Consider the following 15781-nt stretch of genomic DNA (forward strand, 5'->3'; position numbering starts at 1 on the left):
CTTACTTCAGCTGGTTCATGCGCTCGATCACCTGACGGGTGATGTCGTATTGAGGCTTGACGTCGATCACTGCGCCACGCTCGAACACCAGGTCAAAGGCACCTTTCTTGATGACTTCTTCCACTGCGCTGTCGAGTTTAGGCTTGAGCTGCTTCAGCATTTCACGGTCGGCAACAGCCTTGGCTTCGTTCAGCTCCTTGGATTGGAACTGGTAGTCACGAGCCTTTTGCTTGAACTCAAGCTCCAGACGCTCGCGCTCGCCTTGCTGCATCTTGTCGCCACCCGCTACCAGACGGTCCTGGATACCCTTGGCGCTGCTTTCCAACGTCTTGAGCTTGGTCAGTTGCGGACCGAATTTCTTCTCGGCATCCACTGCGTATTTCTTGGCCGCGTCGGATTCCAGCAGGGCCATCTGATAGTTCAGGACGGCGATTTTCATTTCGGCGAAGGCCGGGGTGGTTACCAGCACGGTGGCCAGCAGAACCAATTGAGTCAACTTACGCACGATGTACTCCTACAGAATCCGTTGTCGTTATCTTGGGTCAGACGCTTAGAACGTCTGGCCGAGGGAGAATTGGAAAATCTGGGTTTCAGCGTTATCCGGTTTCTTGATCGGCATGGCCAGAGCAAAGCTCAACGGGCCAAGCGCGGTCACCCAGGTCACACCTACACCCACCGAGCTCGCCAAGTTGCTTAGGCTCACGTCGTTGCACTCAGTACTGGACTTCACACCGCTTGGGTTGGTGATCTGTTCACACTTGGAGTCGAACACGTTACCCACATCCCAGAAGACAGAAGTACGCAGGGACCGCTGATCTTTGACGAACGGCAGCGGGAACAGGATTTCCGCCCCACCCTGGATCAACACGTTACCACCGAATGGCAGCGGGTCGTTGTCGGAGTCAGCTACGGTGCCCTGGTTACCGGTCACACCAACACCACGGCTCGGTGTACCACGTGGGCCCAGGGTGCTGTCCTTGAAGCCCCGCACGGAGTTGAAGCCACCCGCGTAGTAGTTCTCGTAAAACGGCAGCCCATTGGTGGAACCATAACCGTCGCCATAACCCAACTCAGTGTGCAGGCGCATGGTGTAGTTATCGCTCAGCGGCTGGAACAACTGGCCACGGTAATCGAGCTTGAAGAACGACAGGTCGCTGCCCGGCGTCGTTGCTTCCAGAGTCAGGCTCTGGGAGTGGCCACGGGTGGCAAGCACGCCTTTGTTCAGGGTCGACTCGGACCAGCCGGCGGACGCCTTGAAGTTCAGGAACTTGTCGCCTTCCTTGCGAGTGAAGTCGAAGATCTCGTCCACGGTGTACACACCGGTCTTGATCTCATCCTGTTGCGCGGTCAGGCCGAACGTCAGGCGCGAAGTCTCACTGATCGGGTAACCCACGTTGACACCGGCACCGAGACTGTCGATCGCATAGCTCGCTACGTCAACATCAAGGTCTTTGTAGTCAGTGGTGCGGTAGAAGGCGTTGTAGCCCAGGCTCACGCCGTCAGCAGTCCAGTAGGGGTCGGTATAACCGAAGTTATATCGGCTCTGGTATTCGCTTCGGGTCAGGCCGATGGATACTCGGTTACCGGTACCGAGGAAGTTGTTCTGGGTGATGGAACCACCGAGGATCAGACCGGCGCTCTGCGCGAAACCGACACTGGCGGTGATCGAACCCGACGCTTGCTCTTCCACGGCGTAGTTCACGTCAACCTGGTCATCCACACCCGGTACGGCTGGCGTTTCGACGTTCACTTCCTTGAAGAAGCCCAGGCGTTCAAGACGGGTCTTGGACTGGTCGATCAGGTAAGTCGACGCCCAGCCACCTTCCATCTGGCGCATTTCGCGGCGCAGCACTTCGTCCGCAGACTTGGTGTTGCCACGGAAGTTGATGCGGTTCACGTAGGCACGCTTACCTGGGTCGACGACAAAGGTGATATCCACGGTGTGGTCTTCATCGTGCGGGGTAGGCACGCCGTTGACGTTGGCGAAGGTATAGCCTTCGTTACCCAGGCGACGGGTGATCAGTTCGGACGTGGTGGTCATCAGCTTGCGCGAGAACACCTGGTCTTTCTGCACCAGCAACAGGGCCCTGACCTGGTCTTCAGGCACTTTCAAGTCGCCGCTGAGCTTCACGTCACGAACCTTGTACTTCTCGCCTTCGTTGACGTTGACAGTGATGTAGACGTGTTTCTTGTCCGGGGTGATGGACACCTGGGTCGAAGCGATATCCATGTTGATATAGCCACGGTCCAGGTAGTAGGAACGCAGGCGTTCCAGGTCACCGGAGAGTTTTTCGCGGGCGTACTTGTCATCGTTCTTGAAGAACGACAACCAGTTGGTGGTCTTCAGCTCGAACAGGTCGATCAGGTCTTCATCAGCGAACTTGGTGTTACCCACCACGTTGATGTGCTGAATGGCCGCCACGGTACCTTCGTTGATGTTGACCTTGAGGCCGACACGGTTACGAGGCTGCGGCACCACTTCCGTTTCCACGGTCGCGGAGTAGCGGCCCTGGGCAACGTACTGGCGTTGCAGTTCGTTACGAACACCTTCAAGGGTGGCGCGCTGGAAGATCTCGCCCTCGGCCAGGCCAGATTGCTTCAGGCCTTTCATCAGGTCTTCAGTGGAGATCGCCTTGTTGCCTTCGATCTCGATACTGGCGACGGAAGGTCGCTCGACGACGGTGATGACCAGGACGTTACCTTCGCGACCCAGTTGGATGTCTTGAAAGAACCCGGTTTTGAACAGCGCACGAGTGGATTCCACCAGGCGACGGTCATCAGCCTGTTCCCCGACGTTCAACGGCAAGGCACCAAAGACGCTACCCGCGGAAACCCGCTGGAGGCCGTTGACGCGAATATCGGAGATGGTGAAGGACTCGGCGTGAACTTCGGCGATCATCAATACGGTGAGAACCGCAGTTAGCAGCAGACGTTTCATGAAGTCCTTTCTTATTCCAACTGGCAATAAACAAACTGCCGCAAAATGCGGCAGATTCGCAATTCAGCGAAGCGTTACAGTCGACCCAGATCGTTGACCAGGGCTAATAACATCACCCCAACCACCAAGCTGATACCGATCTGTATCCCCCAACCCTGCACCCGATCCGACAAGGGGCGACCACGCACCCACTCGACCAGATAAAACAACAGATGCCCCCCATCCAATACTGGAATGGGCAGCAAATTCAGAACACCCAGGCTAATACTCAGATAAGCCAGGAAATTCAGGAAATCCGCGACACCCGACTGGGCAGAAGCGCCCGCCACTTTAGCAATGGTTATCGGTCCACTCAAGTTTTTTACCGAGAGCTCGCCGAACAACATTTTCTTGAGGGATTCGAGGGTCAGCACACTCATGGTCCAAGTGCGTCTTGCACCCTCCCCAATTGCCGCCAACGGCCCGAAACTCACCTCACGCACCATCGATGGCGGCCACTCCGGACTCTTGACGCCAGCGCCCAGGTACCCCGCGGCCGCCTTGGCTTCCCCACGTACCGCCAGGGTCACGGGGACGTCGATTTGAGCACCGTCGCGTTCAACTTTCAGCACAATTTTGGTATCAGGGCGTACCCGGACCAGATCGACCACCTGCTGCCACTCACCCAACACCTGGCCATCGAGGGCCAGCAAGCGATCGCCGGTTTTCAGGCCAGCGGCCTGGGCCGGACCTTTCGGGTCCAGCTCAGCCAGTACCGGCGGCAGCGCAGGACGCCATGGACGGATGCCCAGGGACTTGATCGGATCAGGCTCATCAGCGCCCTTGAGCCAATGGTCCAGAGCCAACGCGCGAGGGGTCTCGGCACTGGAATCCTGCTCACGTACCACGACGTTGACCGTGCCGCTTTCACCCAAACGACGTACCAATTGCAAATTGACCGCGCCCCAACCCGTCGTCGGCTCACCATCAATGGAAACAATTTCCTGCCCCGCGACCAGACCTGCCTTGGCCGCGATACTGTCAGCCTCGACCGCGCCGATGACAGGACGCACCTGCTCGCTGCCGAGCATGGCCAAGACCCAGAAGAACAGCATCGCCAACAGAAAGTTGGCAATCGGACCGGCGGCAACAATGGCGATACGCTGACGAACGGTCTTGCGATTGAAGGATTGGTCCAGCTGATCGGCCGGCACTTCGCCTTCACGCTCATCGAGCATCTTGACGTAGCCACCCAACGGAATGGCCGCGATCACGAACTCGGTGCCGCGTCGGTCGTGCCAGCGAACCAACGGCATGCCGAAGCCGACGGAAAAGCGCAGTACCTTGACGCCGCAACGACGCGCCACCCAAAAGTGGCCGAATTCGTGGAAGGTGACCAGCACGCCCAGAGCAACCAGGGTGCCGACAATCATGTAAAGCGCACTCATCTAATTTCTCCGCATTCCAATCCAGTGCCCCAAGGCTCAATCGCGCCCACAACCTAACGCGCGTTGCGGTTCAACCATTGTTCGGCCAAGACGCGTGCCTTGGTGTCCGCCTCGAATACCGCGCCGAGGTCATTCACCGCCACCACAGGCTCAAGACCCAGGACGTCCTCGATGATACTCGCGATCTGCGGAAAGCGGATGCGCCGTTCGAGAAACGCCGCCACCGCCACCTCATTCGCCGCATTGAGCATCGCCGGCGCGCTGTTACCCGCCTCCGCCGCCTCACGCGCCAGGCGCAGACAAGGAAAACGTTGTTCGTCCGGTGCCTCGAAGTCCAAGCGGGCAATGGCAAACAGATCCAGTGGCGCCACACCGGAATCAATTCGCTCCGGCCAAGCCAGGGCATTGGCGATCGGAGTACGCATATCGGGATTGCCCAATTGGGCCAATACCGAGCCATCCACATAGTCGACCAGTGAATGAATCACACTTTGCGGGTGAATCACCACCTCGACCTGATCCGGTTGCGCATCGAACAACCAGCAGGCCTCGATCAACTCCAGGCCTTTATTCATCATGCTTGCCGAGTCTACGGAGATTTTGCGCCCCATAGACCAGTTAGGATGAGCGCACGCCTGGTCCGGAGACACATGCTCCAACTCCGCCAAGGGAGTTTGCCGAAAAGGACCACCCGAAGCGGTCAGCAAAATCCGACGCACCCCCACCTGACTGAGACCGCGAGCAAAGTCACCAGGCATGCATTGGAAGATAGCATTGTGCTCACTGTCGAGGGGCAGCAGTACGGCACCGCTCTTGCGCACAGCCTGCATGAAGAGCGCGCCGGACATCACCAGCGCTTCTTTGTTGGCCAGCAGAATTTTCTTGCCCGCGTCCACGGCGGCCAAGGTCGGACGCAAGCCGGCGGCACCGACGATAGCGGCTACCACCGTATCCACCTCGGCATCGGCCGAGACTTGGCACAACCCCTCCTCCCCCACCAACACCTGAGTGGCCAGCCCGGCAGCCCGCAGATCATCCTGCAAGCTCCGCGCCGCCGAACGCCCAGGCACGACAGCAAAGCGCGGCACGTGGCGCACGCACAGTGCCAGCAGTTCGCTGAGGCGGGTGAACCCGGTCAAGGCAAACACTTGATAGCGGTCAGGATGACGAGCGATCACATCCAGGGCGCTCAACCCTACCGAACCGGTTGCACCCAGTACGGTCACTTGTTGCAGGCGACTCACGAAGCGGTCATCCACAACAGCACGGCAAAGATCGGGATGGCAGCGGTAAGGCTATCGATACGATCCAGCACCCCGCCATGTCCCGGCAGCAGGTTGCTGCTGTCCTTGATCCCGGCCTGGCGCTTGAACATGCTTTCAGTGAGGTCACCCACCACCGAAATGAATACGACGATGGCCGTACCGAGCAGTGCCAGGAAGATGTCCATCACCGACCAGTCGCGTAACACACCCACCACAAGTGTGATCAACAGCGTCAACGCCAGGCCGCCATACACACCTTCCCAGCTCTTGCCCGGACTGACCGCCGGCGCCAGCTTGCGCTTGCCGAATGCACGACCAGAGAAGTAGGCGCCGATGTCTGCACCCCAGACCAGCAACATCACTGCCATGATCAGCCAGTTACCCATCGGCGAATTCTTGATCTCCACCAACCCTTGCCAGGCGGGCAACAGAATCAACAAGCCAATCACCAACTTGCTGGCGACACTGGACCACTGGCCACTGCTGCGCGGAAAAGTCAGCACCAGGTAGGTCGCAAGCGCCCACCACAACACCGCGGCCCCCAACACCCAAGGCACGATGATGCTCGACAGGGTATGCATCAGAAACAGCAGCACCGCCACCACAAGGGCGTACACCACACGCGGCAACTGCGCGTTGAAGCCTGCCAATCGTGCCCATTCCCAGGCACCCAGGGTTACCACCAGGCCGATAAACAGTGCAAAGCCGGAGCCATCCAGCAGGAAGAACCCGCACAAGGCAATCGGCAACAGTATCAGTGCTGTGATGATTCGTTGTTTAAGCATTTAAACCCGGGCTCCAGCTTCGATCTGCTCACTCGTTTTACCGAAGCGACGCTGACGGGAAGCGAAATCGGCCAGCGCAGTGCGCATGGCATCGTGTTTGAAGTCCGGCCAGAACAGGTCGGAGAAGTACAGCTCGGTATAGGCCAACTGCCATAAGAGAAAATTGCTGATGCGATGCTCACCACCGGTACGGATACACAAGTCAGGCAACGGCAGGTCACCGGTCACCAGGCAGGTTTGTAACAGTTCAGGCGAGATGTCGTCCGGCCGCAGATGACCGGCCTGCACTTCACGGGCCAGTCGCTGCGCAGCCTGGGCAATATCCCACTGACCACCGTAGTTGGCCGCGATTTGCAGCACAAAGCGGTCAGTGCCAGCAGTGATCGCCTCGGCTTCACGCATGGCCGCCTGCAGTTCCGGATGGAAGCGCGAGCGGTCGCCGATGATGCGCAGGCTGATGTTGTTGTCATTCAGGCGCTTGGCCTCGCGACGCAGTGCCTTGAAGAACAGATCCATCAAGGCACTGACTTCTTCGGCGGGCCGCTGCCAGTTTTCACTGGAGAACGCGAACAAGGTCAATACCTCGACCTTGGCCTCGGCGCATACCTCGATCACAGCCCGTACCGCATCGACACCCGCTTTATGCCCGGCAACACCCGGCATAAAGCGTTTCTTCGCCCAGCGATTATTCCCATCCATGATGATCGCGACATGGCGCGGCACCACAGAGGGCACAGTCTGCTTGGTCTTTTCCATGAAGGCGTCCTGACCCCTTATACGGCCATCAGGTCCTTTTCTTTTTCTTCCGTGGCCTTGGTGATCTGGGCCTCGGCATCCTTGGTCAGCTTATCGATATCGGCGACGGCACGACGCTCTTCGTCTTCGCTGATTTCCTTGTCCTTGACCAGTTTCTTCAAGTCACCCAAGGCATCGCGACGGATGTTGCGCACGGCAACACGCGCATCTTCAGCGGCGCTGCGGGCCTGCTTGGTGAAGCCCTTGCGGGTTTCTTCAGTCAGGGCCGGCATGGAGATCAGCAGCAACTCGCCCAGGTTGGTCGGGTTGAGGTTCAGGCCGGCGCTCTGGATGGCTTTGTCGACTGCGGCGAGCATGTTGCGCTCGAAGGCCACGACTTGCAGGGTGCGCGAATCTTTTACGGTAACGTTGGCCACGCCGCTCAGCGGGGTATCAGCGCCGTAATAAGGCACCATCACGCTGCCCAGAATGCTCGGGTGCGCCTTGCCGGTACGAATCTGGCCGAATGCGTGGCTCAGAGACTCCAGGGATTTCTGCATACGCGCTTGGGCGTCTTTCTTGATTTCATTGATCATTGTTGGCCTTCCTCGATCAGAGTCCCTTCCGCGCCGCCGTGTACGATATTCAGCAGGGCACCGGGCTTGTTCATGTTAAATACGCGCAGTGGCATCTTATGGTCGCGACACAGGCAAATAGCCGTCAGGTCCATCACGCCCAGCTTGCGATCCAGCACTTCATCGTAGGTCAGATGATCGAACTTCTCGGCATGCGGGTCTTTGAACGGGTCTGCGGTGTACACGCCATCTACCTTGGTCGCCTTGAGCACTACGTCAGCATCGATCTCGATGGCGCGCAGGCAGGCAGCCGAGTCCGTGGTGAAGAACGGGTTGCCGGTACCGGCAGCAAAGATCACCACCTCTTTGGCGTTCAGGTGGCGCATGGCTTTGCGACGATCATAGTGATCGGTCACGCCCACCATGGAAATAGCCGACATCACGATAGCCGAAATATTGGCACGCTCCAGGGCGTCACGCATGGCCAGGGCGTTCATCACAGTGGCCAGCATGCCCATGTGGTCGCCAGTGACCCGATCCATACCGGCCGCACTCAGTGCCGCACCGCGGAACAGATTGCCCCCGCCGATCACCAGGCCGACTTGTACGCCGATGCCGACCAACTGGCCGACTTCCAGCGCCATGCGGTCGAGGACCTTGGGATCGATCCCGAACTCTTCCGAGCCCATCAGGGCCTCGCCGCTAAGCTTGAGTAGAATGCGTTTATAGCGAGCCTGATAACCACTGCCCTGCTGAGCCATTGCGAATCTCTCCTGCGGCGTATTTTTAAAAAATTCTTGGCGAGCCATTTACGGCTTGCGTTCACTCTAGCTGGACGCTCTCACAGCGCCATCGGAACACGGCTTTGTAAGCCAGTTCCGAGGGTAAGCCAAATAAAATCGGCCTGCCCATTTGAAAAGAGGCTGCGCGCGTGAGCGGGCAGCCTCTTTCGGGCGACAGTTAAAAACTGTCTTATTGCTTGGCGGCAGCCAGCTGGGCAGCAACTTCTTCAGCGAAGTTGTCGACCGGCTTCTCGATGCCTTCGCCTACCTTGAAGTAAGTGAAGGAAACGATTTCAGCACCGGCTTTCTTGGCCAATTCGCCAACCTTGACTTCAGGGTTCTTGACGAACGCCTGCTCAACCAGGCTTGCTTCGGCCAGGAACTTGCTGATACGGCCCTTGACCATATTCTCAACAATGTTTTCTGGCTTGCCTTTGATTTTTTCTTCGTTCAGCTGCAGGAACACAGCTTTTTCACGCTCGATCGCTTCGGCAGAAACTTCCGAAGGCAGCAGGAACTCAGGGTTGCTGGCCGCTACGTGCATAGCGATGTCCTTGGCCAGCTCAACATTGCCGCCCTTCAGGACAACTGCAACGCCGATCTTGTTGCCGTGCAGGTAACCACCAACTACATCACCTTCAACGCGCACCAGGCGACGGATGTTGACGTTTTCGCCAACCTTGCCGACCAGTACCAGGCGATCAGCTTCTTGAGCGGCGATCAGCGGAGCGACGTCAGTCAGCTTGTCGGCGAACGCTTTTTCAACGCTGGCAGCAACAAAGGCCTTGAAGTCGTCCTGCAGGGCCAGGAAGTCGGTCTGAGAGTTCACTTCCAGCAGAACAGCAGATTTGCCGTCTTCTTTCAGAGCGATAGCGCCTTCAGCAGCCACGTTGCCTGCTTTTTTGGCAGCCTTGATGGCGCCGGAAGCACGCATGTCATCAATGGCTTTTTCGATGTCGCCGTCAGCCTTTTCCAGGGCTTTCTTGCAATCCATCATGCCTTCGCCGGTACGCTCACGCAGTTCTTTAACCAACGCTGCAGTAATTGCTGCCATTTTCAAATTCCTCTTGGATAGGTTTTCAACCATTCCACCCGATCGAACGGGGGATCAATTCTTCCCGAACCACCCTTGTTAGCCGCTGCACGTTACAGGTGATGTAGCTGCGCTGCTCACAAATGGTTTTCGAGGTGGCAAAAAGGGGGCCAAGCCCCCTTTTTGCTTACTGAGTCAACGCCAGGGCGTCAATTACTCAGCTGCGGCTACCGGAGCTTCTTCAACGAACTGCTCAGTACCACCAGCAACGTGGTTGCGACCACGGATTACAGCGTCAGCCATCGAACCCATGTACAGCTGGATAGCGCGGATGGCGTCATCGTTGCCTGGGATGATGTAGTCAACGCCTTCCGGGCTGCTGTTGGTATCGACTACGCCGATAACAGGGATGCCCAGCTTGTTGGCTTCGGTGATCGCGATGCGCTCGTGATCAACGTCGATAACGAACAGTGCGTCAGGCAGACCGCCCATGTCCTTGATACCACCCAGGGAACGATCGAGCTTTTCCAGGTCACGAGTGCGCATCAGCGCTTCTTTCTTGGTCAGCTTGGCGAAAGTACCGTCTTCGGCTTGCACTTCAAGGTCACGCAGACGCTTGATGGAAGCACGGATGGTTTTGAAGTTGGTCAGCATGCCGCCCAACCAGCGGTGATCGACGTACGGCGAACCGCAACGTGCTGCTTCTTCAGCAACGATCTTGCCAGCGGAACGCTTGGTGCCGACGAACAGGATCTTGTTTTTGCCCTGAGCCAGGCGCTCTACGAAAGTCAGAGCTTCGTTGAACATTGGCAGGGTTTTTTCAAGGTTGATGATGTGGATCTTGTTACGCGCGCCGAAAATGTATTTACCCATTTTCGGGTTCCAGTAACGGGTCTGGTGACCGAAGTGCACACCGGCCTTCAGCATATCGCGCATATTGACTTGGGACATGATAGTTCCTTAATAAGTCGGGTTTGGCCTCCACGTATCCCAATGACCAACCAGCGGCATCAAGGCCTCCGGCACCCAGGTCATCGTGTCGACACGTGTGTGGATTTAAGCTTTGCGGGGTATCCCCGGAAAGCGGCGCATTTTATACCACACGAAGGGCGAAAACGAAACACGCAATCACATTTGGCCTGAGCGACTTGTACGCAACCCTTTGAATAGACCCGATATAACCCCACCTGATAGAGAGAAGCGATCGTCAGGGGCTCATGATTTGCCGCCCGCGTCTGTTAGAATCGCGTTTTTTGGCGCTTGTGCGAATTCTGCAACCTTTTTGTCGCACGCCCGTAAACCGTATTGATTTCAGCGCATCGCGCTAGAGAGAGCCTGTATGACCGTTAGTTTGAAAACCGCCGAAGACATCGCCGGCATGCGCATTGCCGGCAAACTGGCTGCCGACGTGCTGGAAATGATTGCCGAGCACGTCAAGCCCGGCGTTACCACGGAAACCCTGAATCAGATCTGCCACGACTATATAGTCAATGTGCAGGGCGCCATTCCTGCGCCGCTGAACTACAAGGGCTTCCCCAAGTCGATCTGCACGTCGGTCAACCACGTGGTCTGCCACGGGATTCCGGGCGACAAGCCGTTGAAGGACGGCGACACCCTGAACATCGACGTCACCGTGATCAAGGACCGCTACTTCGGTGACACCAGCCGCATGTTCCACGTCGGCAACGTGCCGGTCTGGGCCGAGCGCCTGTCCCAGGTCACCCAGGAATGCATGTACAAAGCCATCGAGATCGTCAAGCCTGGCTGCCGCCTGGGCGACATCGGTGAAGTGATCCAGAAGCACGCCGAAAAGAACGGTTTCTCGGTGGTGCGCGAATTCTGCGGCCACGGTATCGGCACGGTCTTCCACGAAGAACCGCAGATCCTGCACTACGGCCGCGCCGGCACCGGCATGGAGCTCAAGGCAGGCATGACCTTTACCATCGAGCCGATGATCAACCAGGGCAAGGCCGATACCAAGGTGCTGGGCGACGGCTGGACCGCCATCACCAAAGACCGCAAGCTCTCGGCCCAGTGGGAACACACCCTGCTGGTCACAGAGACCGGCTACGAGATCTTCACCCTGCGCGCCGACGACACGATCCCACGCGTTTCGGCGTAAAGGCTGCCAAGGTTTTCCCAAACTGTGTTGTGACTGACTGATAGATAGAAAGGAAAGCCGATCAATGCCCCAGGTGGATCCCGAACTTTTCGACCGTGGCCAGTTCCAGGCCGAGCTGGCCCTGAAAGCGAGCCCCATCGCCGCGTTCAAAAAGGCGATCCGCCAGGCCCGCGAGGTACTCGACGAGCGCTTTCGCAGCGGCCGGGACATCCGCCGGCTGATCGAGGACCGCGCCTGGTTCGTCGATAATATCCTGCAAAAGGCCTGGGAACAGTTCAGCTGGAGCGAAGACGCCGATATTGCCCTGGTAGCGGTCGGCGGATACGGTCGTGGCGAGCTGCACCCGTACTCCGACATCGACCTGCTGATCCTGCTGGACAGCGCCGACCATGAGATCTTTCGCGATTCCATCGAGCGCTTTCTGACACTGTTGTGGGACATTGGCCTGGAAGTCGGCCAGAGCGTGCGCTCGGTCGATGAATGCGCCGAAGAGGCCCGCGCCGACCTCACCGTCATCACCAACCTGATGGAAAGCCGCACCATCGCCGGCCCCGAGCGCCTGCGCCAGCGCATGCTCGAAGTCACCAGCACCGCACACATGTGGCCGAGCAAGGATTTCTTCCTGGCCAAGCGCGCCGAGCAGAAGGCCCGGCACCACAAGTACAACGACACCGAATACAACCTCGAACCCAACGTCAAAGGCTCGCCGGGCGGGCTGCGCGACATCCAGACGATTTTGTGGGTAGCGCGTCGCCAATACGGCACCCTGAACCTGCGCGCCCTGGCCGGCGAAGGCTTCCTGGTGGAGAGCGAAAACGCCCTGCTGGCGTCGTCCCAGGAGTTCCTGTGGAAAGTGCGCTACGCCCTGCACATGCTCGCCGGGCGCTCCGAAGATCGCCTGCTGTTCGACCACCAGCGCTGCATCGCAACCCTGCTGGGGTTTGAAGGTGAAGACGCGAAGACCAGCATCGAAAGCTTCATGCAGCAGTACTACCGGGTGGTCATGAGCATTGCCCAGCTCAGCGACCTGATCATCCAGCATTTCGAAGAAGTGATCCTGGCCCCGGAAGACGAAGCACCGCCGCAGCCGATCAACTCGCGCTTCCAACTGCACGACGGCTATATCGAGGCACGCAACGACAACGTGTTCCGCCGCACCCCGTTCGCCATGCTGGAGATCTTCGTGCTGATGGCCCAGCAGCCGGAAATCAAGGGCGTACGCGCCGATACCATCCGCCTGCTGCGGGAAAACCGTCACCTGATCGACGATGACTTTCGCAACGACATTCGCAACACCAGCCTGTTTATCGAGCTGTTCAAGTGCAAGATCGGCATCCATCGCAACCTGCGCCGCATGAACCGCTATGGCATCCTCGGGCGTTACCTGCCGGAGTTCGGTTTCATCGTCGGGCAGATGCAGCACGATCTGTTCCACATCTATACCGTAGACGCCCACACCCTGAACCTGATCAAGCACTTGCGTAAGTTGCAGTACACCCAGGTGTCAGAGAAATTCCCGCTGGCCAGCAAGCTCATGGCCAAGCTGCCCAAGCCGGAGTTGATCTACCTCGCCGGCCTGTACCACGACATTGGCAAGGGCCGACATGGCGACCACTCGGAAATCGGCGCGGTCGATGCCGAGGCGTTCTGCCAGCGCCACCAGCTGCCGCTGTGGGACAGCCGCCTGATCGTGTGGCTGGTGCAGAACCATCTGCTGATGTCGACCACCGCCCAGCGCAAGGACTTGTCCGACCCGCAGGTGATCCACGACTTCGCCGGGATCGTCGGCGATGAAACCCACCTCGACTACCTGTACGTGCTGACCGTTTCCGACATCAACGCCACCAATCCGACCCTGTGGAACTCCTGGCGCGCCAGTCTGTTGCGCCAGCTGTACACCGAAACCAAGCGCGCGCTGCGTCGTGGCCTGGAAAACCCGGTGGACCGCGAAGAGCAGATCCGCCGCACCCAAAGCGCGGCGCTCGATATTCTGGTGCGCGGTGGCAACGACCCGGACGACGTCGAGCAGTTGTGGTCGCAACTGGGCGATGATTACTTCCTACGCCACACCGCCGGCGATGTGGCCTGGCACAGTGACGCGATCCTGCAGCAGCCTGCCGATGGCGGCCCACTGGTGCTGATCAAGGAAACCACCCAGCGCGAATTCGAAGGCGGCACGCAGATCTTCATCTATGCGCCTGACCAGCACGACTTCTTCGCCGTGACCGTGGCGGCCATGGATCAGCTCAACCTGAACATCCATGACGCCCGGGTCATCACCTCCAGCAGCCAGTTCACCCTCGATACCTATATCGTGCTGGATACCGAAGGCGAGTCCATCGGCGATAACCCGGCGCGGGTGAAAAAGATCCGCGAAGGCCTGACCGAAGCGCTGCGCAACCCCGATGACTACCCGACCATCATCCAGCGCCGGGTACCGCGCCAGCTCAAGCACTTTGCCTTTGCGCCCCAGGTGACCATTTCCAACGACGCCCAACGCCCGGTCACGGTGCTGGAACTCAGCGCGCCGGATCGCCCGGGGCTGCTGGCAAGGATCGGCGGGATTTTTCTGGAGTTCGACCTGTCGTTGCAGAACGCCAAGATTGCAACCCTCGGCGAGCGAGTGGAAGACGTGTTCTTTATTACCGACGCCGACAACCAGCCGCTGTCCGACCCGGAGCTGTGCCTGCGCTTACAGGCGGCGATCGTGCAGCAGTTGAGCGTGCCCCAGGAACCCGGTGTCGAACTGACGCGCCTGACGATTTGATACCAGGAGCGGCCCACCGCTCCCCTCCCAGTTTTTAACGCCTTGCACGAGATCCACCGATGAACAACGCCCTGAATCAGCTCCAGCCCTACCCGTTCGAAAAGCTACGCGCCCTGCTGGGCAGCGTCACACCGAACCCGGACAAGCGCCCGATCGCGTTGTCCATCGGCGAGCCCAAGCACAAGTCGCCGCAGTTCGTTGCCGATGCCCTGGCCAACAACCTCGACCAGATGGCGGTGTACCCCACCACCCTGGGCATCCCGGCTTTGCGCGAGGCCATTGGCGCCTGGTGCGAGCGCCGCTTCGACGTACCCAAGGGCTGGCTGGATCCGGCGCGCAATATCCTGCCGGTCAACGGCACCCGTGAAGCGCTGTTTGCCTTCACCCAGACCGTGGTCAACCGTGGTGACGACGCGCTGGTGGTCAGTCCGAATCCGTTCTACCAGATCTACGAAGGCGCGGCGTTCCTGGCCGGGGCCAAGCCACATTACCTGCCCTGCCTGGATGAAAACGGCTTCAACCCGGATTTCGACGCTGTGTCGCCACACATCTGGAAACGCTGCCAGATCCTGTTCCTGTGCTCCCCGGGCAACCCTACCGGTGCGCTGATCCCGGTCGAAACGCTGAAAAAACTCATCGCCCTGGCCGATGAATATGACTTCGTAATCGCCGCTGACGAGTGCTACAGCGAACTCTACTTCGACGAACAAACCCCACCGCCGGGCCTGCTCAGCGCGTGTGTCGAACTGGGCCGCCAGGACTTCAAGCGCTGCGTGGTGTTCCACAGCCTGTCCAAGCGCTCCAACCTGCCAGGCCTGCGTTCCGGTTTTGTCGCGGGCGATGCCGAGATCCTCAAGGGCTTCCTGCTGTACCGCACTTACCATGGTTGTGCGATGCCGGTACAAACCCAGCTGGCAAGTATCGCGGCCTGGCAGGACGAGGCCCATGTGCAGGCCAACCGGGACTTGTACCGCGAGAAGTTTGATGCCGTGCTGGCGATCCTCAAGCCGGTGCTGGACGTACAGGCCCCGGACGGCGGGTTCTACCTGTGGCCGAATGTGCAAGGCGATGATGCCGCGTTCTGCCGCGATTTGTTCGTCGAGGAACACGTGACCGTGGTGCCGGGTTCGTACCTGTCCCGGGAAGTGGATGGCGTCAACCCTGGGGCTGGCCGTGTGCGCCTGGCGCTGGTTGCACCGCTTGCCGAGTGCGTGGAAGCGGCTGAGCGAATTCGGGACTTCATTCAGCGTCACCGCTGATCCCAAGGGCCGCTCGCGCGTTCCGGAGCGGCCAACTCAAAGAAAGATCAAGCAACCCTTTGAATGGGAACACGCCCGCGTTTCTCACCCACC

13 protein-coding genes are annotated in these 15781 nt (G+C 58.9%); 3 read left to right on the top strand and 10 right to left on the bottom strand.

Annotated features, from left to right (window positions below):
* Position 1 precedes the first annotated feature (1 nt).
* From HDC32_RS14040 to rpsB, 10 genes are all read right to left on the bottom strand, one after another.
* Positions 2 to 505: an OmpH family outer membrane protein gene (locus HDC32_RS14040; RefSeq protein ID WP_003172279.1), complete on the bottom strand. Its 504-nt coding sequence runs from the start codon at positions 503 to 505 to the stop codon at positions 2 to 4.
* Between the two features lie 45 nt (positions 506 to 550).
* Positions 551 to 2938, bottom strand: a complete 2388-nt coding sequence (bamA, locus tag HDC32_RS14045) for an outer membrane protein assembly factor BamA (protein ID WP_131697252.1) — start codon at positions 2936 to 2938, stop codon at positions 551 to 553.
* A gap of 74 nt (positions 2939 to 3012) precedes the next feature.
* Positions 3013 to 4365, bottom strand: coding sequence for a sigma E protease regulator RseP (gene rseP / locus HDC32_RS14050; RefSeq protein WP_131697253.1), 1353 nt, complete (start codon positions 4363 to 4365; stop codon positions 3013 to 3015).
* Positions 4366 to 4418: 53 nt separating this feature from the next.
* Positions 4419 to 5609 carry a 1-deoxy-D-xylulose-5-phosphate reductoisomerase gene (ispC, locus tag HDC32_RS14055; protein ID WP_167654845.1) on the bottom strand — a complete coding sequence of 397 codons (1191 nt, stop codon included), beginning with the start codon at positions 5607 to 5609 and terminating at the stop codon, positions 4419 to 4421.
* Positions 5606 to 6415: a phosphatidate cytidylyltransferase gene (locus tag HDC32_RS14060; RefSeq protein WP_184744466.1), complete on the bottom strand. Its 810-nt coding sequence runs from the start codon at positions 6413 to 6415 to the stop codon at positions 5606 to 5608. The genes ispC and HDC32_RS14060 overlap by 4 nt, the downstream gene beginning before the upstream one ends.
* Positions 6416 to 7171 carry a polyprenyl diphosphate synthase gene (uppS, locus tag HDC32_RS14065; RefSeq protein ID WP_167654844.1) on the bottom strand — a complete coding sequence of 252 codons (756 nt, stop codon included), beginning with the start codon at positions 7169 to 7171 and terminating at the stop codon, positions 6416 to 6418.
* A 17-nt stretch (positions 7172 to 7188) separates the two neighbouring features.
* Positions 7189 to 7746 (bottom strand): ribosome recycling factor, encoded by a 558-nt coding sequence (gene frr / locus HDC32_RS14070; protein WP_016974404.1) that lies wholly within the window; start codon positions 7744 to 7746, stop codon positions 7189 to 7191.
* Positions 7743 to 8486, bottom strand: a complete 744-nt coding sequence (gene pyrH / locus HDC32_RS14075; protein ID WP_003172271.1) for a UMP kinase — start codon at positions 8484 to 8486, stop codon at positions 7743 to 7745. Before pyrH ends, frr begins: the two co-directional genes overlap by 4 nt.
* A 211-nt stretch (positions 8487 to 8697) precedes the next feature.
* Positions 8698 to 9561, bottom strand: coding sequence for a translation elongation factor Ts (tsf, locus tag HDC32_RS14080; RefSeq protein WP_065926460.1), 864 nt, complete (start codon positions 9559 to 9561; stop codon positions 8698 to 8700).
* A 192-nt stretch (positions 9562 to 9753) separates the two neighbouring features.
* Positions 9754 to 10491, bottom strand: a complete 738-nt coding sequence (rpsB, locus tag HDC32_RS14085) for a 30S ribosomal protein S2 (RefSeq protein ID WP_003219330.1) — start codon at positions 10489 to 10491, stop codon at positions 9754 to 9756.
* 388 nt (positions 10492 to 10879) lie between these two features.
* On the opposite strand from rpsB, the gene map reads away from it, so the two are divergent.
* The 3 genes from map to dapC all read left to right on the top strand — a co-directional run bounded on the left by map (position 10880) and on the right by dapC (position 15688).
* Complete coding sequence (map, locus tag HDC32_RS14090) at positions 10880 to 11662, top strand: type I methionyl aminopeptidase (RefSeq protein WP_016975842.1); 783 nt, start codon at positions 10880 to 10882, stop codon at positions 11660 to 11662.
* 64 nt (positions 11663 to 11726) lie between these two features.
* Positions 11727 to 14429 carry a [protein-PII] uridylyltransferase gene (locus HDC32_RS14095; protein WP_145335053.1) on the top strand — a complete coding sequence of 901 codons (2703 nt, stop codon included), beginning with the start codon at positions 11727 to 11729 and terminating at the stop codon, positions 14427 to 14429.
* Positions 14430 to 14488: 59 nt separating this feature from the next.
* Positions 14489 to 15688: a succinyldiaminopimelate transaminase gene (gene dapC / locus HDC32_RS14100; RefSeq protein WP_184744468.1), complete on the top strand. Its 1200-nt coding sequence runs from the start codon at positions 14489 to 14491 to the stop codon at positions 15686 to 15688.
* Positions 15689 to 15781 lie beyond the last annotated feature (93 nt).

The sequence above is a fragment of the Pseudomonas sp. JAI120 genome (assembly GCF_014207255.1).
Lineage (GTDB): Bacteria > Pseudomonadota > Gammaproteobacteria > Pseudomonadales > Pseudomonadaceae > Aquipseudomonas.

Coding starts and splice junctions, on each gene's coding strand:
- bamA (WP_131697252.1), bottom strand. CDS start 2,938: ATGAAACGTCTGCTGCTAACTGCGGTTCTCACCGTATTGATGATCGCC.
- rseP (WP_131697253.1), bottom strand. CDS start 4,365: ATGAGTGCGCTTTACATGATTGTCGGCACCCTGGTTGCTCTGGGCGTG.
- HDC32_RS14060 (WP_184744466.1), bottom strand. CDS start 6,415: ATGCTTAAACAACGAATCATCACAGCACTGATACTGTTGCCGATTGCC.
- uppS (WP_167654844.1), bottom strand. CDS start 7,171: ATGGAAAAGACCAAGCAGACTGTGCCCTCTGTGGTGCCGCGCCATGTC.
- frr (WP_016974404.1), bottom strand. CDS start 7,746: ATGATCAATGAAATCAAGAAAGACGCCCAAGCGCGTATGCAGAAATCC.
- pyrH (WP_003172271.1), bottom strand. CDS start 8,486: ATGGCTCAGCAGGGCAGTGGTTATCAGGCTCGCTATAAACGCATTCTA.
- tsf (WP_065926460.1), bottom strand. CDS start 9,561: ATGGCAGCAATTACTGCAGCGTTGGTTAAAGAACTGCGTGAGCGTACC.
- rpsB (WP_003219330.1), bottom strand. CDS start 10,491: ATGTCCCAAGTCAATATGCGCGATATGCTGAAGGCCGGTGTGCACTTC.
- map (WP_016975842.1), top strand. CDS start 10,880: ATGACCGTTAGTTTGAAAACCGCCGAAGACATCGCCGGCATGCGCATT.
- HDC32_RS14095 (WP_145335053.1), top strand. CDS start 11,727: ATGCCCCAGGTGGATCCCGAACTTTTCGACCGTGGCCAGTTCCAGGCC.
- dapC (WP_184744468.1), top strand. CDS start 14,489: ATGAACAACGCCCTGAATCAGCTCCAGCCCTACCCGTTCGAAAAGCTA.